Below are 20,430 nucleotides of genomic sequence, written 5' to 3' on the forward strand. Positions count from 1 at the left end.
TGTGTAAGAAAAATTAGTCTGTGATCGCTTCAAGCGGTGGCGTGCGTGCGGCGTTACGCGCTGGTAGCACAGCAGCTATAACACCCACAACAGCTGAGAAGAGTACCAGCAAACCTAGTTGCTGCCAGTTAATCACCGGATTACCGAGCCCCTGCTCGTCAAGGGTGCGAATAAACGCCCACCCAAGCGTTAGCCCGAGCCCGACACCCAGCAGTGCACCGTAAACTGCGATCTGCACCGCTTCCAAAGTAATCATGGTGCGCACCTGACGGCGATGAGTGCCAACGGCGCGCAGCATGCCAATCTCCTGGCGCCTCTCGATCACATTCAACGCGAGGGTGTTCACAATACCTAGCACAGCCACTATCAGTGCCAAGGCCAAAAGCCCGTAAAGCACATTAAGCATCTGATCGATGAGCGCCGCCTGCGCTCCAGCAAACTCGGTCTTAGTGTTTGCCGACAGCACAATATAGTCGTCAATAACGGTTTCAACAGCCTGTTTCAGCTGTTTTACATCCACCCCGTCAGCCGCTTGCAGCGGAACAAATGCCAGCGAAACCTTAGGCGCATTCGGCACGCCTGCAGTCTGCATCATCTCTAGCGCGTCTGCTGCTAGAGAGCTGCTGACAACCACGTCGCCAAGCAGATCGTTCTCAGCGTATACACCCACAACCTGCGCTGTTTTTAGCGCAAGGCCGTTAAACCCTATCGTTGCAGTATCGCCCGCGCTGAACTTGTGATTTGCAGCATACTTGCGGCTAACAAGCACGCCCTCTTGCTTAAGGCTCACATCTCCGGCAACAGATTCTATTTCGATCCCGTTTGTGGGGTCTCCCGAAACGACCGTAACAGCAGCAAACCCGGTTTCTGTTGCCGAAGCATCGGAATTTTCCAGAAGAGACAGTGGCGCAAAGCCGATTGCGGTTACTGTCTCTACCTCATCAAGTTCACTAAGCGCTTCCACAACCTGCTCTGGCACAGAAAACTGTCCGTTTGCCCCGCCGGTTGGCCCCGACACCACCAGGTCTGCTTTTAATGCGTTATCGGTGAAATCGGTTAGTGATGCTTTCATTGTCGTGCCGAGCATACTGAACGCCGTCACAAGTCCGATGCCCAGAGCAAGGGCAAAAGCTGTTGTAGCGGTGCGTCGCGGATTGCGCTGTGAATTGGTGGCAGCGAGTTTACCCACCGCTCTGAAAGGCAGCCCGATAAACGCCCCCAAACCGGGCAGAACAGCTCGCACAATAGCTGGTGAAAACAGTGCCACACCGGTAATCAGGCAAACAGCGCCAACAGCGACAACACTTGCACGCGACTCGGTGCTCTGCTCTGCGAGCAACCAGCCTCCCGCGACAACGGCTGCAACACCGAGCAGCAGCACAATCAAGCCACTAATTGTGCGCGCCTTCAGGCCTCCCCCGTCTTGCTGGCGCATCGCAGCAACCGGACGCACCTGCCCTGCGCGGCGTGCCGGTGCCCAAGCGCTTAATACGGTTACCACCGTGCCCACGATAAGGGGCACGAGAACTGTTTCAACAGATAGTTGCATGCCGGTATTTGGCAGTTCCATACCGGCTGCCGCCATTCCGGCAAGAATCAGGCGGACCAAGCCGAACCCCGCAGCGACACCGAGGATCGATCCGAACACACCCACCAAAATTGCCTCAAAAACGATACCGCGTGTGAGTTGTCGCTGTGAGGTGCCGATCGAGCGCAATAGCGCAAACTCCCGCTGCCTTTGAGCGACGATCATAGCGAAAGTATTGGCAATAATGAAGGTGCCAACAAACAGTGCGATTAGACCAAATGCGAGCAGGAAGTAGTTTATAAAGCTTAAAGCTGTGGTGACCCGCTCTGTTGTTTCAGCGGCGAGGTCTGCGCCAGAGCGCACAGTGAACTGTGGGTAAGTCTCAGTTAGATGCTCAACAAGAGAGTCAGCGTGTTTGCCGCTCACCCCGAGCTGTCCGGCAACGCCATTTGGCAGATAAGACTCAATATATGCGGGGGCGTCCATATAGACGGTGAATGCCCCACCCGGGCGCACCTCAGTGGTAACGATAGCCGACACCGTAACGTCTCGTCGCGCATCTGAGTCAATCAGAATCAGTTCATCGCCGATTTTAATGTTGAAACGATCGCTATCAGCCTCATGCACCGCAACCTCTTGGGTGCCGTGCGGCGCTGCCCCTGTAACAACCGTGGCAACGTGTGACACAGCATCTGTCGCATCGTAATACGGTGCGACATGCACGGGCGCTCCACTAGTGCGCAGCTGCTCACGGTCTGAATTGGCGATCACTACCGGAGTGGTGCTCAAAATCGCGGCGCGTTTTACTTCAGGATCTGCCGCTATCTTCTCTCGCCATGCAGCGTCAAGCGGCACGCCAGCGTCGCTGCTTGAGACGACCGCGTCGATACCATCAAAATTGGAGCTGACGATCTCGTCAAATGCACCCTTTAGGGTGTTAGTGAATATAAAACTGCCGGCAACAAACGCTGTTCCGAGCACAACAGCGAGCACGGTTAAGAGTAACCGCACTTTGTGCGCGAGCAGATTACGGATTGATACTTTTCTGAGTGCTGCGGACATTAGCGCCCTTCAAACTCAGTCATAGCGGCCAAAATCTCATCGGTTGTGGGGCGCTCAAGCTCTGTCACAATCTTGCCGTCTGCGAGAAAAACCACTCTGTCAGCGTAGGACGCGGCTCTGGGATCGTGAGTGACTATAACCACAGTCTGTTTGTCAGTATCGACAGCGGTGCGCAGAATCTGCAGCACCTCTTTTGAGCTGTTGGAGTCTAGGTTTCCTGTTGGTTCATCACCGAAGATAATTTCTGGTTTCGCAACCAGGGCGCGGGCGCAGGCAACACGCTGCTGCTGACCGCCGGAGAGTTCACTGGGTCGGTGCCCAAGGCGAGAGCTCAGACCGAGGCGCTTAGTTACCTCCTGAAACCACTCTTTATCAACAGGACGCCCAGCTATATCCAACGGCAGAGTTATGTTTTCTGCCGCGGTTAGAGTTGGCACAAGGTTAAAAGACTGAAAAATAAAGCCCAGCCGATCGCGGCGAAGGTTGGTTATCTCTTTATCTTTCAGTTTGGTGATTTCGGTTTCACCAATATAGCTCTCCCCCGCAGTAGCAGTGTCGAGACCGGCCATGCAGTGCATGAGCGTTGATTTTCCAGAGCCTGAGGGACCCATGATCGCTGTGAACTGCTGTTTCTTAAATTCGACTGAAACCCCAGCTAGGGCGTGCACAGCTGTGTCGCCGCTGCCATAAGTTTTAACGAGATTCACTGCTTTTGCGGCGTAAGTCACTAAATTATTCCTATTCAATACGTGTAGAGAAAACAGCGGGGGCAGAAGCTTTTAGCCCCTACCCCCGCTAGTAAATGAGTAGCTGACAGTACTTAGGTGTGTTTAGACGAGTGACCGCAGTACGTACTGCAGAATGCCACCATTGCGGTAGTAGTCAGCCTCACCGGGGGTGTCGATACGCACAACCGCGTCAAACTCAGTAACACGACCGTCATCGTGCTGCGCTTTAACCTTAACTGTTTCTGGGGTGCGCCCCTCATTAAGTTCGGTGATACCAGAAATGCTAAACACCTCAGTGCCATCAAGACCCAAAGAGTCAGCATTCTGGCCGGCTGGGAATTGCAGCGGTAACACACCCATACCGATCAGGTTTGAGCGGTGAATACGCTCATAGGATTCAGTGATCACTGCACGCACACCGAGCAGCGCGGTGCCCTTTGCAGCCCAGTCACGTGAAGACCCGGAGCCGTACTCTTTACCACCAAGGACAACCAGCGGCACGCCAGCTTCCTTGTAGTTCATCGCAGCGTCATAAACTGCTGCTTGCTCTCCGCCGTTAGTGAAGTCGCGTGTGAATCCACCCTCAACACCGTCGAGCAGCTGGTTCTTAATACGAATATTTGCGAAGGTGCCGCGGATCATAACCTCGTGGTTGCCACGACGTGACCCGTAGCTGTTGAAGTCCTTCGGAGCAACACCGTTTTCGGTCAGGTAGCGGCCTGCTGGGGTGTCAGCGCGGAATGAACCGGCCGGCGAGATGTGGTCGGTGGTGACCGAGTCACCCAGCTTCAAAAGCACACGGGCACCGTCGATGTCGGTTACCGGTGCTGGAGTGAGCTTCATGCCCTCGAAATAAGGCGGTTTGCGCACATAGGTTGAATCTTCCGCCCACTCGAAGGTGTCGCCAACTGGGGTGTCCAGGTTCTGCCAACGGTCGTCACCATCAAAAATGGTGTCGTACTTGCTCTTGAACATTTCTGTGTCGATCGACTCATCGATGATCTGCTGCACTTCTGCAGGGTCTGGCCAGATATCCCGCAAGAAAACATCCTGCCCGTCTGCATCCTGACCGAGTGGCTGGGTCTCAAAATCAAAATCCATTGACCCGGCAAGTGCGTAAGCAATAACGAGCGGCGGTGATGCAAGGTAGTTCATCTTCACATCTGGATTGATGCGACCCTCAAAGTTGCGGTTTCCTGACAGCACAGCCGTGACTGAAAGATCGTTTTCCTGGATCGCCTGTGAGATTTCACTTGCGAGCGGGCCAGAGTTACCGATGCAGGTTGCGCAGCCGTAACCAACAACGTAGAAGTTAATTGCTTCAAGATCTTGCAGCAGACCCGACTTCTCGTAGTAGTCGGTAACGACCTTAGAGCCTGGCGCGAGTGAGGTCTTCACCCACGGTTTCGATGTCAAGCCCTTGCGCACAGCATTGCGTGCCAGCACACCGGCTGCCACCATAACTGATGGGTTTGAGGTGTTAGTGCAAGAGGTGATCGAAGCGATTGATACCGCACCGTGGTCAAGGGTGAATTCACCGGCTTCGGTCTTAACCTGAACCGGAGTGCTCTGTCGGCCGAGCTCAGCATCAACGGCGACATCATCGGCAACATAGTTTGTTAGATCCGAACGGAACTGCTGCTTTGATGCTGTCAGTGCGATGCGATCCTGCGGGCGTTTCGGGCCGGCGATTGACGGCACAACGGTCGACAGATCGAGTTCAAGATACTCAGAAAACGCTGGTTCAATCTCAGGGTTGTGCCACAGCCCCTGCAGTTTTGTGTACTCGCGCACGAGATCGATCTGCTCTTCTGAACGACCGGTCAGGCGCAGGTAATCGAGGGTCACGTCGTCAATCGGGAAGATTGCCGCGGTTGAGCCAAACTCCGGGCTCATGTTACCGATCGTCGCACGGTTAGCAAGCGGCACAGCAGACACGCCCTCGCCGTAGAACTCCACGAACTTTCCAACTACGCCGTGTTTACGCAGCATTTCGGTGATGGTGAGCACAACATCGGTTGCGGTTGCGCCGGCAGGGATTTTACCCGAGAGTTTAAACCCAACAACACGTGGGATCAGCATTGAAACAGGCTGACCGAGCATCGCTGCTTCTGCTTCGATGCCGCCGACACCCCAGCCGAGCACGCCGAGACCGTTCACCATGGTGGTGTGCGAGTCCGTGCCAACACAGGTGTCTGGGTAGGCGCGCAGCACACCATCAACCTCGCGGGTCATGGTGATACGGGCGAGATGCTCAATATTCACCTGGTGCACAATGCCCATACCAGGCGGCACAACCTTAAAGTCGTCAAAAGCGGTCTGCCCCCAGCGCAGGAACTGATAGCGTTCACCGTTGCGCTGGTATTCGATGTCCATGTTGCGCTCAACTGCGTTTTCAGAGCCGAAAACGTCGATCTGAACTGAGTGGTCGATAACCATCTCAGCGGGTGCGAGCGGGTTAATGCGTTTTGGGTCACCGCCGAGCTCTGCAACCGCTTCACGCATAGTTGCGAGGTCTACCACACAAGGAACGCCGGTGAAGTCCTGCATGATCACACGTGCGGGGGTGAACTGAATTTCAGTGTTTGGCTCCGCCGCGGGATCCCAGTTAGCAAGCGCCTTAATGTGGTCGGCGGTAATATTTGCGCCGTCTTCTGTGCGCAGCAAGTTCTCAAGCAAAACCTTCAAGCTAAATGGGAGCTTCTCGTAACCCTCAACTGCGTCAAGCCGGTAGATTTCGTAGCTCTTGTCACCGACAGCGAGCGTGTCTTTTGCATTAAAGCTGTTTACGTTGCTCACGTTTTCTCCAATCCGCGACACTGCCGCAAATAGTTTGATGTCAAGATAATTCTATAGCACTTCTTCCCACCCAGAATACACCTCAGATCGCCGTGTTTATGCGGCGCAAAAGCCTATTCATCAGATGTAGGCAAGGCGTAATTTGCTAATAATTTTCTTGCGGATCGCAGCGCAAAACACTGTTAAAGCAAGCACGCGCGCTGATCCCCGACTATTCGATAATCAGTTTTTTCGAGCGCTGCTTTTCTACCGCAAACGCCGCAGCAAAACCGCGCCAAGTAAGAAACAGCAACAAACCATAGAGGGGTAATCCCATCACTATGCGCGAGAGGCCCAGAGCCTCAACATGACCTGCAAAATAAAGCGGCAGCTGCACCGCTAGACGCGCAATGAACAACCCCAGCCAGGCAAAGGTAAACACCCACGCAGTGCGACGCAGCGGTTTCGAGTCGCGCCACGCAGTCAGGCTGCCGGTGAGAGCGCCGGTGATAATTCCTAATAACGGCCATCTAACAGCCAGAGACACAATGATTACTATCGCCCACAGCGTGTTTATCCAGAACCCCGGAACGTAGTATGTGGTTCCTTTACCCGTGAACAGCACCAACAGTGTGCAGATACCAACAGCTGCTGCACCGTACAGTGCGGGCAGCGGATTTTCACGCCTGAACGCCCGCACTAAAACAAGCGCGAATGACAGTGCAAGGGAAATGAGCGCCGCCCAAACCGCCTTCTGAGTCAGCGTGAAAATAATTAGAAAGATAATTCCTGGCGCGGCGCTCTCAATGAGCCCGCGCACACCACCCATGCTCGTAACAACCGAGTTGGCGGTAGCTTCTTCTCCGCGGGCGGCACGGCGCACAGCGGTCACCATTCCGCCGCCAGCGTTTTTCCCCAAAAAAGCCACTAGTTAAACCCGCGCTAAGCTTCGATGTTGCCGGTGACACTATTTGGGGTTGCTTGCTCCTGAGCCGCGCCAGCAGGCACCCGCAACGGTAGCAACTCACGCGGCGGCATGGGAGCCTGCCCCCGCACCACAACAAGCTCACGGAACACGCTTTCAATCTGTTCGACGCCCTCCCCACCGGCAGCGGCATCTCCGACGATGACGCCGCGCAGCATCCAGCGTGGGCCGTCAACCCCAATGAAGCGAATTGGCTTGGCGTTCTCAGGCGCATCCGGGCGTGGACTAATAATCAGCTCGCCACCGAATCTGCCAACCTGTTCGGTTACTGTTGCGCCCTGCTGTTCCAAACCCTGTTTAATCTCAGCGCGCACCTCAGACCAGATGCCAGTGCTTTTTGGCGCTGAAAAGGCCTGCACCTGCATAGTGGAACCAGCGTAGTCCATCGAAATTGCAACAATCCGCTTGGAAGCCTGATCAACGTCCAGACGAACCTTCAACCCCTCGCGCGGAGCAACCTTAATTCCGCCCATGTCGATGTACGGGCGAATGCTCGGCACCTCAGTAACATCAAACGGGCCGTTCACGGCACGATCAACCGGGGCGTCTTTACCTCCCTGCACATCAGTCGGCGCAGCCTCGGCAACAGTTGCATCGGCAACAGCAGCGTCAGCAACCGTAGTGTCACCATCCTTGGCCACCACAGCCTCTATGTTTTCATTTTTCTGAGTTTTACGTTTCTTACCAAACATTGAATAAGCCTCGATTGTATCCATCAGCGGGACATCCGCTACTGCATTAAGTCTAGTTACCCTCTAGATTCGCCTAATTAAACTGCGTCGCGCACACCGGTTGATCCAAACCCGCCCTCGCCACGCGCACTCTCTTCAAGCGTCTCAACCGGCACAAACTCTGCGTGTGTGACCGGCATAATCACAGCTTGTGCGATGCGATCGCCCGGCGCAATCTCAAAAGGTGTGCGCGGATCGTGATTGATAAGCGGCACAAAGATCTCACCGCGATACCCAGAGTCAACAACTCCTGGGGCGTTCAAAACCGTCACCCCGTGCTTTGCCGCGAGACCTGAACGCGGCATCACGAAAAGCGCATAGCCGTCTGGCAGCGCGACTCGCACACCGGTCGGTACTAGCGCCCTCTCCCCTGGCGCAATAGTTACTGCGCTGCTTGCGCGTAGGTCAGCGCCGGCGTCTCCCGGCAGTGCGTAGCGCGGTGGCTCGGAAGCAACAAATGGAACCTCTAGTTTGTCAGTCACAGTATTTATGTTAGCGACCGCAGATTTGTGTTCGCTTAAACATCGCCTAGGCAGGCGTGACCTGAAACCAGCTCTCAGAATCAAGACCCATAATTAGATGGTGACTGTCTACTACAAAGAACGCTTGCTACCGACCCCGTGGCTCTACATCATTCTGCTGCTCATTCTGCCGGCGGTTGGCCTCTTATTTATGCCGCTCAACATCACCCTCGGCTTGGTGTTGGGGCCGGTTATTTATGTTCTAGTGGTGGCTTTCCTAATTCTCACCAGCCCACGAGTGGCAGTCGAAGATGAGGAGTTCATCGCTGGCAGGGCAAATATCCCAGCCCGCTTCATCGGTGAGGTTGAAACTCTCAACAGTGACGAACTGACGCTGGCGATAGGCATACACGGTGATGCTCGCGCTTATCTGCTGATCCGCGGGTGGATTCACCAGGCCGTGAAAGTGCACAACACAGATCCGACAGATCCAGCTCCATTTTGGATCGTCACAACCCGCACCCCAGAAGAGCTGCGGAAGGCGCTTGAAGCAGCAAAAGCCCGCGCAAAGGGTTAGGCCACCCAGGCTGTCTCTAATGCTGCTGTAACGCTGTTAGAAACAGCAGGAGTGAGCTGCTAGGCTGAGCATTCAGCGCACACCGGCCCAAACTGACCATCGTGGTCAAACTGTGAACGATGGCGCACAAGGAAGCAGTTGGTGCAGGTAAACTCATCATCTTGCTGCGGCAGCACCACAACATCAAGCTCAACGTCTGAAATATCATCGCCACCGGTCATCTCGAAACCGAGATTGTCAGCATCAACGTCATTCATAGTTGACGCCCCAGCTTCAGGACGCTCTTTTAGAGCCTCAAGTGACTCGTTTTCGTCCTCAGCTGATTTGCGCGGTGCGTCGTAGTCTGTCGCCAAAGTGTCACCTCAATGTTTGAACGGTTGTGGTCGTGGAATTTGACCCATATAGCCGCATATTATGTCTCACATTTTGCCTAAACACAAACACACGGCGCGTCATCCCAGAAAACTAGGCTAAAAATGCGCGTCTATACAAGTAATTTCAGCGTGTCGTGCCATTCTAAGGGGGACTACAATCTCTTTTAGGAGGAAACCTGATGACTGAACTTCGCTATGAGCGTCGTGAAGACGACAAGCTTGTGCTCACTGATGAGCAGGGCGACGAGTTCACGCTGCAGGTAAATGAGGATCTTCTAAATGAGGTGCGCGTTATCGTGCAGCAGCAGCGCGGCATTTCAAAGGTAAACCCAGCACAAATCCAAAAGCTGATCCGGCAGGGTCATACCCCGAGTGAAGTGTCAGAGATTACCGGCTTCCTGCTGACCGATGTTGAACGATTTTCACCGCCAGTCGAAAACGAGTTGCGTCACATACTCACAGTTGCTCGGGCGGTTCCTGTTCGCACCGGTGCAGCCGGCGATACAACCGAGCAGTTTGGCGAGGTTATTGATGAGCGTCTCGCAAGCCTGAACGCCAGCAATATTGTTTGGAAGAGCTGGAAGGATGCTGAAAAAGGTTGGCTGGTTGCGGTTTCTTTTACCGCTAGTGTGGGTGAGCAGCGAGCGGTGTGGACCTTCGATAACCGCAGTAAGCTACTGCACCCAGACACTCCAGAAGCTGTCAATCTGTCGAAGCAGGGGCGTGTCACCGAGGGACTAATCCCGAAACTGCGCGCCGTAGATACAAGCACAACACAAAACACTGCGGCGCCCAAACAAGAAACTCTAGAACCTGCCGACCAGCACACAGATGCAGCTATCACAAGCGATACTGCGCAGCAGGAAGATGTGCCAGACTTTCAGGCTGGTGCAGCACCCGATCTCGGCGAAACACAGGATCTGCTCGAAGCACTGCGTAAACGGCGCGGAGAGCGTGAACAGGCACGCAAGAAACAGCGCGAAACAGTTTCTGAGACAGCTCACGACTGGGAAGCAACTCCAAGCTCTCTAGAGCAGCAGCCGCAGACTGCAAACACTAGCGCAACACCAGAGCTGATTAACGAAGCTGATCTCGATGACTCTTGGGAGCCAGCTGGTTTTGGTGACAGCAACGACGCGACAGAAAAAACCTCGCCCGACACACCAAACGCTGCTGCCGCAGCGGCTAACGACGGTGATGCAAAAAAGAAAAAGAGCAGACTCGGCATCCCCTCTTGGGATGAAATCCTGTTTGGCACCCGCAGCGAAGAAGATCCCTCTTAAAATCTTTACGCGAATGGAAACCGCGCACGCCATGCGCCTGCGGTTAGCAACGGCACCCCGCGTTCATCGTCGTCGAATCCACCGTGCTGCCCCACCATCAGCCGCACTTCAGGTTTCTCATTTTCTGTGTAGTAGGCCACTCGCTTTCGTGAACTAAAAAGCACATCACCGATCCGATCGGTATTTTCTGGGTCTACCGCACCAAACACACCCGCATGCAACCACTGCGCTTTTGTGCCAACCAGCAAGGATCCACCCTCCACAGCTTTCAGCTCTGCCACAACGTGCTCAGCCTGTTCAGGATCGGGCAGATACAGCGACCGAAAACGCGGTTCGCCGCCAATCAGGGTACCCTCGGGGATACACCCCAACTCTTCAATCTGCCGCTGCCCAGTTTTTGGAATATTCACCATCCCGTGGTCGGCTGTCAGCGCAAACCCATACTTGTTTGACAGCCCTGCCAGAACATCACCGATCGCCGTATCAAGCTGGCAGAGCCGGTGCAACCAGAGCTCTGTCCCCCAGCCTGCTTCATGCCCCGCCTTATCCAACTCATCGATGTAGACGTATGCTAAGCCGCCTACGTCACGCAACTGCGCCAGCGCGGCTAAGAGACGATCCTCGATTGTTGCAGTCGCAACATACTCGGCACCCGTCAGAACAGCCTGCGTGAAATCGGAGTGTGCGTGCGCTTTTCGACCGTATACTCGAGCGACAATCCCCGCCGCAGACAGCTGCTCAAAAACGGTTTGGGAGCGTTGCCAGTCTCTAAAGTTGGTGACGTGCTGCCAGTCAGAAAGAGTTGTTTTAATCTGGCGCGTATCCGGATCAAGCATGCGATATCCGAGAAGGCCGTGCTCACCGGGCAGCTTTCCCGTTGTGATAGATGTGAGTGCGGCGGCGGTTGTGCTCGGAGCTACTGTTTCTATGCGTTTAGCGGTCAGATCGTGCAGATTCTGCGCACAGGCGGCGGGCACCAATCCAGATACCGTTGCAGCTCTGCTGCGCAGGTTGGCCCAGCCGAGCCCATCAACAACAACAAACAGTGCGCCCGACACTTTACCGGCCTTTAGAGCTGCAGAGATTGTTGGCAGCAGCGCGGCTAGCCTCGCACCGTAATCTCCCCCACTCGGTAACATATTTTCAATACTAATCTCCGCACACGGGTGCGGGTGGAAGGTTGGCCGAGCTGTGACTGCAAGCACAAACGAGATTGTCGAGCGCATCGAGCACATTGATGTGTCGCAAGAAATGGAAAGCTCCTTTCTTGAATACGCCTACTCGGTGATCTATTCACGCGCTCTGCCTGATGCTCGAGACGGTCTGAAGCCTGTGCAGCGCCGCATCCTATATATGATGGGCGAAATGGGTTTGCGCCCAGATCGCGGGCATGTAAAAAGCGCGCGTGTTGTCGGTGAGGTGATGGGAAAGCTGCACCCCCACGGCGATAGCCCTATTTACGAAGCACTGGTGCGCCTCGCGCAACCTTTTTCTGTGCGCGTGCCGCTTGTTGACGGGCACGGCAACTTCGGCTCCTTAGATGACGGCCCTGCTGCTTCCCGCTACACCGAGGCGCGTCTGGCTGCTGCTGCACTTGAGATGATCCGCGACCTTGATGAAGATGTCGTTGACTTCGGCCCAAACTACGACAACTCACATCAGCAGCCGGTTGTGCTGCCAAGCGCTTTCCCAAACCTGCTTGTTAACGGCGCTAGCGGTATCGCAGTGGGTATGGCTACGAACATGGCTCCGCACAACCTTGGTGAGGTTATCGCGGGTGCTCGTTTCCTGATGGAGAAACCGGACGCCACCCTGGCAGAGGTAATGGCGTATATTCCCGGCCCAGACTTTCCCTCTGGGGGTGTGCTCGCGGGGCTTGAGGGCGTTCGGGAAGCCTACGAAACAGGGCGTGGCTCACTGAAGGTGCGCGCCAGGGCTACTGTCGAAAACGTTACAGCTCGCCGCAAAGCGCTTGTAATCAACGAGCTCCCCTATCAGGTTGGCCCGGAAAAAGTTATTGAAAAAATCAAGCAGGGCGTGCAGGCGAAAAAGATTCAGGGCGTTGCTGAGCTAAACGACTTTACCGACCGTAAAAACGGCTTAAAACTTGTTATCACAATCAAGACCGGCTTCTCTCCTGAGGCCGTGCTTGAGCAGCTTTACAGACTAACACCGCTTGAAGAGACATTCGCAATCAATAATGTTTGTTTGGTTGATGGGCAGCCACAAACACTGGGGTTGCTGGATCTATTACGCGTTTATATTGCGCATCGCATAACAGTAGTGCGCCGCCGCAGTGAATATCGTTTAGATAAGCGCCAACAACGCCTACACCTGGTTGAGGGCCTGCTTATCGCAATCGCAGATATCGACGATGTGATAGCAATTATTCGCTCAAGCGAAGATGGTGAAGAAGCCCGGCAGCGTCTGATCGAGGTTTTTGATCTATCGCTAGCTCAGGCAGAATATATTCTTGAGCTACGACTGCGTCGCCTCACTAAATTCTCACGTATTGAGCTCGAAACAGAGCGCCAAGAACTAGAGCAGGCAATTGCTGAGTTGCAGCGGCTCTTATCTGACGAACAGTTGCTGCGCACTCGAGTGAGCGAGGAACTGCAAGATGTGGCGGATCGCTTTGCGGATGATCGTCGCACCACCCTGCTCAACGCCGCACCCGCAACAGCAGCAAGCGGCAAACGTCAGGGGCAGATGAGTCTGCAAATAGCAGATAGTCCGTGCAAAGTTCTGCTCTCGGCAAGCGGTCGTTTGCTGCGGGTGGATGCTGCGGCAGGCAGCACAAATGTGGAGATCGTGCCACCGGCCCGGCGCACAAAGCATGATGCAATTCTGAGCAGCATAGACACAAGTGTGCGCGGTGAGATTGCGGCACTCACCAACACCGGTCGTGTGCTGCGTTTTAGCCCGGTTGATTTGCCCTCTGCCGCACCGAACTCGGTGCAGCTGGCAGCCGGTGCGCGGGCCTCGCAGTATCTGGAGATGCTAGCGAAAAATGAACGCATCGTCGCACTGCTGCACGAAAAATTAGAAACACCACTCGCCATTGGAACATCTCGCGGTGTTGTGAAACGTCTGGCCCCCGGCGATTGGCCAAAAGGCGATGGCTTTGAAATCATTGCGTTAAAGCCAAAAGATGAAATTATCGGCGCTGGCTATGCCGACGATGATGCCGAACTGGTGTTTATTAGCAGCGATGCCCAACTGTTGCGCTTCAGCGCCGCCGCAGTGCGCCCCCAAGGTCGTGGTGCGGGCGGCATGGCCGGCATCAAGCTCAGTCAGGGCGCGACGGTGACATCTTTTAACGTTATTAATCCTGCATCCGAAAACCTCGTCTGCACTTATGCGGTGGGTGAAGCAGATGCGGATGCACTGTTCTCCGACGGTTCAGTTGGCAGTGTGAAAGTTTCAAAACTTAATGACTTCCCCGGCAAGGGGCGCGCAACCGGCGGTGTCAGAGCACACAAATTTATACGCGGTGAAAACAGTTTGGCTGCCGCGTGGGTTGGCCTCTCTCCGCGAGCTATCGGCCGTGATGGCAGCCTGCGCAATCTGCCACAGGAACACAGCAAGCGAGATGCAACCGGAGTTCAGACCCAACAACCGTTTGAGCTGTTTGGCAACGCTATCGGCTAGTTAAGCGTCAATACTATCGGCGTCAATCGCGGCGCTGCCAGCAACGATAAACTCTTTGCGTGGAGCAACATCTGTGCCCATGAGCAGGGAAAAAACGCGCTCTGCTGCTTCGGCATCTGTTACGGTAATGCGCCTGAGCAGTCTTGCACCGCGATCCATTGTGGTTTCTTCGAGCTGTTTTGCGTCCATCTCGCCGAGACCTTTATAGCGCTGAATCGGTTCCTTATAGCGTTTATTAGCGCGTTTAAGTTTTTTCAGTAAGGCTGCAAGCTCTGCTTCTGAATAGGTGTATATCGTCTCGTTCTTCTTGGCGCCGTTATTGATTACAACAACACGGTGCAGTGGTGGCACAGCCGCATAAACACGCCCTTCTTCTATCATTGGGCGCATGTAGCGGAAAAAGAGTGTCAAAAGCAGTGTGCGAATGTGTGCACCATCGACGTCAGCGTCTGTCATCAGCACAACTTTGCCGTATCGCACCTGTTCGAGATCGAAGGATCTGCCGGATCCGCCGCCAACAACCTGAATAATATTTGCGCACTCAGCATTTGCGAGCATATCGGCCAGGCTTGCGCGCTGGACGTTTAGGATTTTGCCGCGGATCGGAAGCAAAGCTTGATATTCACTATCGCGTGCAAGCTTTGCAGTGCCTAACGCAGAGTCACCCTCGACAATAAACAGTTCTGAGTTTGCGACGTCATTTGAGCGGCAATCAACGAGTTTTGCGGGCAGTGAGGAATTCTCAAGCGCATTTTTACGGCGTTGGGTATCGCGCTGGGTGCGAGCGGCGATGCGCGATTTCATCTCGCCAACAACTTTTTCTAGCAGCATAGTGTTTTGCTGCTTATCAATTTTCGCGGTTGAGTCTAACTGTGCGTTGAGTGCATTTGTGACAGTGCGCGACACGATGCTGCGCACAGCTGATGTGCCCAGCACTTCTTTAGTCTGCCCCTCAAACTGTGGCTCAGGCAGCCGCACCGTCACCACCGCCGTGAGACCGGCAAGCACATCGTCTTTTTCGGGGCGGTCGCTGCCAGCCTTAAGTTTGCGGGCGTTTACTTCGATTTGTTTACGTAAAACCTTCAGAAGAGCTGCTTCAAAACCAGCGACGTGGGTGCCGCCCTTGGGGGTTGCGATAATATTTACGAAGCTTTGCACCTTAGTGTCGTATCCGGTGCCCCAGCGCAGCGCTATATCCACCTCACAGGTGCGGTTCACCTCAGCCTGTTCGAGGCGTCCGCTCTGTTCGTCGAGCACCGGCACGGTTTCGGTAAAGTCGTGGCTGCCCTGGAAGCGCCAGGTGTTTGTAACCGGCGCATCGTTTGCAAGGTAGTCAACAAACTCAGAAAGCCCGCCTTCAAATTTAAAGCTGTGCACCGCTGGCTCAGCGCCGCGCAGATCGTGAATATTAAGCGCAAGCCCGGGCACCAAGAAGGCGGTCTGTCTTGCTCTGGCAAGCAGTGCCGCGGTCTCAAACTCAGCATCTGGCAAAAATGATTGTGGATCAGACCAGTAGCGCACACGGGTTCCGGTTTTAGCTTTCGCCACACGCTTTAATTTCGTGAGCCCCTCCCCTGGCGCTGTGGGGGTAAAAGGTGCGTCCGGCCCGTCTCCAGCAAAAATACCAGGCACACCGCGGCGAAATGAAATTCCCCAGGTGGCGCCAGCACGATCCACTTCCACGTCGAGACGGGCAGAAAGTGCGTTTACAACCGAAGCTCCAACGCCGTGCAGACCACCCGATGAACCGTAGGAGGAGCCACCAAATTTACCGCCGGCGTGTAGCTTTGTAAACACCAGCTCAACACCGGAAAGCCCGCTTTTTGGTTCAATGTCTACCGGCACTCCACGGCCGTGGTCGACCACCTGCACACTGCCGTCTGCGTTCAGCGTAATATCAATCGTGTCGCCGTAACCGCCAAGCGCTTCATCGACAGAGTTATCAATGATTTCCCACAGGCAGTGCATCAGCCCGCGTGAATCGTTCGAGCCGATATACATCCCGGGGCGCTTCCGGACAGCCTCAAGCCCCTCAAGAACTGTAAGGTTTTTAGCTGAGTAGTCGGGGTTTGCCAAAGGCGCCTCTTATCTACTAATCGAGGTAGTCACGCAGCTGCTGCGAGCGGGATGGGTGGCGCAGTTTAGCCATAGTCTTTGATTCAATCTGGCGAATACGTTCACGAGTAACGCCAAACTCTTCACCAATCTGATCGAGTGTCTTAGGCAGACCGTCACCCAGGCCAAAACGCATGCGGATAACACCGGCTTCACGCTCTGACAGTGAGTCAAGCAGCTGGGTCAGCTGCTGCTGCAGCATGGTGTAACCAACAGCATCTGCCGGCACAACTGCTTCAGTGTCTTCGATGAGGTCACCAAACTCAGAGTCACCGTCTTCACCGAGCGGGGTGTGCAGTGAAATCGGCTCACGGCCATATTTTTGCACTTCGACAACCTTTTCAGGTGTCATATCAAGCTCAAGTGCCAGCTCTTCTGGGGTTGGTTCACGGCCGAGATCCTGCAGCATCTGCCGCTGCACTCTGGCGAGTTTGTTAATGACCTCAACCATGTGCACCGGAATGCGGATCGTGCGCGCCTGGTCGGCCATCGCACGGGTAATCGCCTGTCGGATCCACCAGGTTGCATAGGTTGAGAACTTGAATCCCTTGGTGTAGTCAAATTTTTCGACAGCGCGAATCAGGCCCAGGTTGCCCTCCTGAATGAGGTCGAGGAACTGCATACCGCGACCTGTGTAACGCTTCGCTAGCGACACAACAAGACGCAGGTTAGCGCCGAGCAAATGCGCTTTGGCTCGCCGCCCGTCGCGTGCCACCCAGCGTAATTCACGTGCAAGCTTTTTTGGCAGATCTGGTGTGGTCGCAAGCTTATCTTCGGCGAAGAGACCGGCTTCAATACGCATTGCAAGCTCCACCTCTTCAACGGCTGTGAGCAGCGCAACCTTACCGATCTGTTTCAGGTAGTCCTTTACCGGGTCAGCGGTTGCACCAGCGATCTGGGTGCTGCGCTGCGGCACGTCGTCATCTTCTTTTCCGCTCAGCACGATCGCCCCCTGTGGGAGCGCCTCCAGCGGTTCTGAATCCGTCTTCTCGTCTGCGTCTACGTCGTCTTCGGTTTCATCAAAATCGCCACCGGCAGCTTCGAGTAGCTCTTCAAGATCTGCTTCTGCTTTTGTCTTGCGCCGCCCCGGTTTAGCCTCTGCAATCTCTTCTACTGCACTTTCCGGCTCTGCTGGTGCCGCAACTGCTTTCTTCCGGGTTGCGGTCTTCTTTGCAGCAGTGCTTTCCTTGGCAGCGGTAGTTTTCTTTGCCGTAGCAGTTTTCTTTGCTGCAGTAGTCTTTTTCGCGGCAGTGGTTTTCTTTGCAGCGGCTGTCTTCGTTACAGCGGTGCTTTCCTGCTCCGCAGCTGTCTTTTTCGCAGTGCTCTTTGCCGCCGCAGTTTTTGTTGTGCCGGCCTTTTTAGCTGTTGCCTTTTTAGCACCAGGCTCAGTTTGTGTATCGTCGCCCGAAACTGCTTTCTTTGCAACGGTCTTCTTGGTTGAGGTTGCCACGCAACACCCTTCATTACTCGACTTTGTTACACCTGTGAATCTTCGCGTAACCTGGTAAAACCCGTGTCAAGTTCTTCTTTAAAAAATAGAACTTCCACGGGGTACTGACCTTATTTTAACGAGTCATAAGGGCTTAGGTCAAACTGGGTTCGTAACGAAGATTAATCCCGCTCTTCGCGGTCATCACCATCTGTCCGGTCGTCTTTTGCGCCGGGGTTTATTCCGTCTAGCCCAGACGCACGATCCGCACGATAGTGATTTTTTAATGTGCCACCCTGGGCTAGAAACTGCTCAAACTCATGGCCTAGTTCTTCTGCAGACGGCATATCGTCAAGCGATCCGAGCAAATCTGCGGTGCGTGACTCACGGGCTTTAAATTTGTCGTAGCGCGCCTCGAGCGCTGCCACCAACTCAATAAATTCCTCGTTTTCTTGTAGCTGATTTGCCAGTTGATGGGCGAAGCGAGCTTCTTCTTCTATCACTCTCTCAGTTGAAAAAACGAGACCGGTAACGCGTGAAATAACAGAAATTGCCGCAAGCATTCCGGTTGGGTAATAGTTCGTAGCGAGGTAGTTGGGTAAGAAGAGAGTGCAGCCAACAACATCTTCACCCAGCAAAGTGAGCCGATACTCGAGCATCTGCGTAATTGAAGCAGCAATGCGACTGCTCGGCTGCCAATCTGTGAGCTCAGCGATGACGTCTTCACGGGTGCCACTGATAGTTTTTGCAATCGGCCTGGTGTGCGGCACCGGCATCGGAAACGCTTGACCCCAAAAGGTCACGCTCACCTGCAGCTCAGCGATCAACAGCAAAACGCTGTCTGCAAAACGCTCCCACCGATAGTCTGGCTCAAACCCTGCGAGCAGCAGAAACTGATTGCCGAGTGAATCAGACCCCAGAGACAGGGTTAACTCTTCTGGCTGATATGAAGTGAAGTGATCGCGTTCAAAACCCATCTCAGGGCGGTGCGCGCGATAGTCGAGCAATAGATCGGCTTTAAACGAAACTAGGGTTTCCTCGATTGCCTCATTAAACATGAAAGTTTGCAAGCCCTCAACGATCTGCCCCACATCAGCCACAGGGCGAGTGAGAATAATCAGCGGCAGGTTCCGCGGAACATCGGCAAGGTTCTCGCGATGAAGCTGAAAAAGTGACTCACTCATTCAAACAATCATACGCCCCCGCCTGAGTTGGCGCCTGCACCTGAGCTGAGAGAATTATGAGTATCACTACGGATTCAGTAGCCGAAAGGGAGTAGGATACTAAGGGAGTGTCGTAACCATACGACCACAAGAGAAAACTCGCAACAACGAGGAGATTCTGTTGGCAGATCAGCAGTTTGACTTAGTAGTACTTGGTGGCGGCAGCGCAGGCTATGCGGCTGCAATTCGCGCGACACAGCTGGGCAAAACCGCAGCCGTGATCGAGAAAGATAAGCTTGGCGGCACCTGTTTGCATCGCGGTTGCGTTCCAACAAAAGCACTGTTGCACGCCGCTGAAATTGTAGATGTTGTGCGCGGCGCAGACACCTATGGCATTCAGGCTTTGCTCACCGGTATCGATATCGAGGCTGTTTCAGCCCACCGCGAAGCAATTGTGAATTCTAAGTTCAAGGGCTTACAGGGTCTGCTGAAGGCTGTTGGCGTTACTGTGATTGCTGGCGAGGGTAAGCTCACCGCACCAAACACCGTTACAGTCAACGGCGAATCGATTGTTGGTGAAAATGTTGTGCTCGCAACAGGCTCATACTCACGCACCCTGCCGGGTCTTGAAATTGCAGGTCGCGTAATTACCAGTGAGCAGGCGCTACAGCTTGACGAAGTGCCTGAGCGCGCGATCATTCTCGGCGGTGGCGTTATCGGTGTAGAGTTTGCGAGTGTTTGGCGCTCGTTCGGGGCGGAGGTCACCATTGTTGAGGGCCTGCCGCACCTGGTGCCAAACGAGGAAGAGTCAATCTCTAAGCAGCTGGAACGCGCTTTCAAGAAGCGCGGTATCGGTTACCAGCTTGGTGTGCGATTCAAGTCAGTATCACAGACCGAAGATGAGGTAACAGTAACCCTCGAAAACGGCACCACGCTCACCGGCGATTACCTCCTTGTTGCGGTTGGTCGCGGACCGGCAACAGACAACATTGGTCTCGATGAGGTTGGCGTAAACCGTGATCGCGGCTTTGTAACCACGAATGAACGCCTGCAGACTAACGTGCCTGGCGTGTGGGCGGTTGGCGATATCGTGCCAGGTCTGCAGCTTGCGCACCGCGGTTATCAGCAGGGTATTTTCGTTGCCGAAGAAATCGCGGGCTTGAATCCACAGATCGTCGAAGACGTAAATATTCCGAAGGTGACCTACTGCGACCCAGAAATTGCCTCTGTCGGTCTCACCGAAGCAAAAGCGGTTGAAAAGCTTGGCAAAGAAAAGGTGACAGCCTACGAATACAATCTCGCGGGTAACGCGAAAAGTTCAATTCTCGGCACCGCCGGCTCAGTTAAGGTTGTTCGCGAAGTTGACGGCCCGGTGCTTGGCGTGCACATGATTGGTGCCCGTGTAGGTGAGCTCGTCGGCGAGGCACAGCTGATTGTGAACTGGGATGCCTACCCAGAAGATGTCGCACCGTTTATTCACGGTCACCCAACCCAAAATGAAACCATTGGCGAGGCGATGCTTAAGCTCGCCGGCAAGCCACTGCACGCAATCTAAGCTGCGAAGA

14 protein-coding genes and 1 pseudogene are annotated in these 20,430 nt (G+C 54.4%); 4 read left to right on the forward strand and 11 right to left on the reverse strand.

From position 1 onward, the window contains the following. Positions 1 to 13: 13 nt before the first annotated feature. The 6 genes from HCR00_RS02115 to dut all read right to left on the reverse strand — a co-directional run bounded on the left by HCR00_RS02115 (position 14) and on the right by dut (position 8,294). Positions 14 to 2,590 (reverse strand): ABC transporter permease, encoded by a 2,577-nt coding sequence (locus HCR00_RS02115; protein ID WP_167142306.1) that lies wholly within the window; start codon positions 2,588 to 2,590, stop codon positions 14 to 16. After that, positions 2,590 to 3,318, reverse strand: coding sequence for an ABC transporter ATP-binding protein (locus HCR00_RS02120; protein ID WP_243854500.1), 729 nt, complete (start codon positions 3,316 to 3,318; stop codon positions 2,590 to 2,592). The genes HCR00_RS02115 and HCR00_RS02120 overlap by 1 nt, the downstream gene beginning before the upstream one ends. Positions 3,319 to 3,420: 102 nt before the next feature. Continuing rightward, positions 3,421 to 6,117 carry an aconitate hydratase AcnA gene (gene acnA, locus HCR00_RS02125; protein ID WP_167142312.1) on the reverse strand — a complete coding sequence of 899 codons (2,697 nt, stop codon included), beginning with the start codon at positions 6,115 to 6,117 and terminating at the stop codon, positions 3,421 to 3,423. Positions 6,118 to 6,328: 211 nt separating this feature from the next. Next, the gene (locus tag HCR00_RS02130) at positions 6,329 to 7,024 is read right to left on the reverse strand and encodes a DUF3159 domain-containing protein (RefSeq protein ID WP_167142315.1); all 696 of its coding nucleotides are present in this window, start codon (positions 7,022 to 7,024) and stop codon (positions 6,329 to 6,331) included. Positions 7,025 to 7,038: 14 nt separating this feature from the next. Next, on the reverse strand, positions 7,039 to 7,797 hold the full coding sequence (locus HCR00_RS02135) for a DUF3710 domain-containing protein (protein ID WP_243854501.1): 759 nt from the start codon (positions 7,795 to 7,797) through the stop codon (positions 7,039 to 7,041). Positions 7,798 to 7,850: 53 nt separating this feature from the next. Continuing rightward, positions 7,851 to 8,294: a dUTP diphosphatase gene (gene dut, locus HCR00_RS02140; protein ID WP_166984676.1), complete on the reverse strand. Its 444-nt coding sequence runs from the start codon at positions 8,292 to 8,294 to the stop codon at positions 7,851 to 7,853. A gap of 100 nt (positions 8,295 to 8,394) precedes the next feature. On the opposite strand from dut, the gene HCR00_RS02145 reads away from it, so the two are divergent. Further along, entirely contained in the window at positions 8,395 to 8,850 is a 456-nt protein-coding gene (locus HCR00_RS02145) for a DUF3093 domain-containing protein (RefSeq protein ID WP_243854502.1), read from the forward strand. Positions 8,851 to 8,909: 59 nt separating this feature from the next. Here HCR00_RS02145 and HCR00_RS02150 read toward each other — a convergent pair whose 3' ends face one another. Beyond that, the gene (locus HCR00_RS02150) at positions 8,910 to 9,203 is read right to left on the reverse strand and encodes a DUF4193 family protein (protein ID WP_166984674.1); all 294 of its coding nucleotides are present in this window, start codon (positions 9,201 to 9,203) and stop codon (positions 8,910 to 8,912) included. 200 nt (positions 9,204 to 9,403) lie between these two features. On the opposite strand from HCR00_RS02150, the gene sepH reads away from it, so the two are divergent. Next, positions 9,404 to 10,507 (forward strand): septation protein SepH, encoded by a 1,104-nt coding sequence (gene sepH, locus HCR00_RS02155; RefSeq protein ID WP_167142321.1) that lies wholly within the window; start codon positions 9,404 to 9,406, stop codon positions 10,505 to 10,507. Between the two features lie 5 nt (positions 10,508 to 10,512). Here sepH and HCR00_RS02160 read toward each other — a convergent pair whose 3' ends face one another. After that, positions 10,513 to 11,646: an alkaline phosphatase family protein gene (locus HCR00_RS02160; RefSeq protein WP_167142324.1), complete on the reverse strand. Its 1,134-nt coding sequence runs from the start codon at positions 11,644 to 11,646 to the stop codon at positions 10,513 to 10,515. A 112-nt stretch (positions 11,647 to 11,758) separates the two neighbouring features. Here HCR00_RS02160 and HCR00_RS02165 point away from each other — a divergent pair, with 112 nt between their 5' ends. Further along, the gene (locus tag HCR00_RS02165; protein ID WP_167142939.1) at positions 11,759 to 14,158 is read left to right on the forward strand and encodes a DNA gyrase/topoisomerase IV subunit A; all 2,400 of its coding nucleotides are present in this window, start codon (positions 11,759 to 11,761) and stop codon (positions 14,156 to 14,158) included. Here HCR00_RS02165 and HCR00_RS02170 read toward each other — a convergent pair whose 3' ends face one another. The 3 genes and pseudogenes from HCR00_RS02170 to HCR00_RS02180 all read right to left on the reverse strand — a co-directional run bounded on the left by HCR00_RS02170 (position 14,159) and on the right by HCR00_RS02180 (position 18,886). Next, the gene (locus HCR00_RS02170) at positions 14,159 to 16,234 is read right to left on the reverse strand and encodes a DNA gyrase/topoisomerase IV subunit B (RefSeq protein WP_167142327.1); all 2,076 of its coding nucleotides are present in this window, start codon (positions 16,232 to 16,234) and stop codon (positions 14,159 to 14,161) included. Positions 16,235 to 16,250: 16 nt separating this feature from the next. After that, a pseudogene (locus HCR00_RS02175) lies at positions 16,251 to 17,771 on the reverse strand (RNA polymerase sigma factor); the annotation flags it as partial. 113 nt (positions 17,772 to 17,884) lie between these two features. Further along, entirely contained in the window at positions 17,885 to 18,886 is a 1,002-nt protein-coding gene (locus HCR00_RS02180) for a PAC2 family protein (protein WP_167142334.1), read from the reverse strand. Positions 18,887 to 19,046: 160 nt separating this feature from the next. On the opposite strand from HCR00_RS02180, the gene lpdA reads away from it, so the two are divergent. Further along, on the forward strand, positions 19,047 to 20,420 hold the full coding sequence (gene lpdA / locus HCR00_RS02185) for a dihydrolipoyl dehydrogenase (RefSeq protein ID WP_166984668.1): 1,374 nt from the start codon (positions 19,047 to 19,049) through the stop codon (positions 20,418 to 20,420). Positions 20,421 to 20,430 lie beyond the last annotated feature (10 nt).

It is taken from the genome of Canibacter zhoujuaniae, assembly GCF_011752005.1.
In the GTDB taxonomy this organism is placed as follows: Bacteria; Actinomycetota; Actinomycetes; order Actinomycetales; family Microbacteriaceae; genus Canibacter; species Canibacter zhoujuaniae.

Coding starts and splice junctions, on each gene's coding strand:
- HCR00_RS02115 (WP_167142306.1), bottom strand. CDS start 2,590: ATGTCCGCAGCACTCAGAAAAGTATCAATCCGTAATCTGCTCGCGCAC.
- HCR00_RS02160 (WP_167142324.1), bottom strand. CDS start 11,646: ATGTTACCGAGTGGGGGAGATTACGGTGCGAGGCTAGCCGCGCTGCTG.
- HCR00_RS02135 (WP_243854501.1), bottom strand. CDS start 7,797: ATGGATACAATCGAGGCTTATTCAATGTTTGGTAAGAAACGTAAAACT.
- sepH (WP_167142321.1), top strand. CDS start 9,404: ATGACTGAACTTCGCTATGAGCGTCGTGAAGACGACAAGCTTGTGCTC.
- HCR00_RS02180 (WP_167142334.1), bottom strand. CDS start 18,886: ATGAGTGAGTCACTTTTTCAGCTTCATCGCGAGAACCTTGCCGATGTT.
- HCR00_RS02165 (WP_167142939.1), top strand. CDS start 11,759: ATGGAAAGCTCCTTTCTTGAATACGCCTACTCGGTGATCTATTCACGC.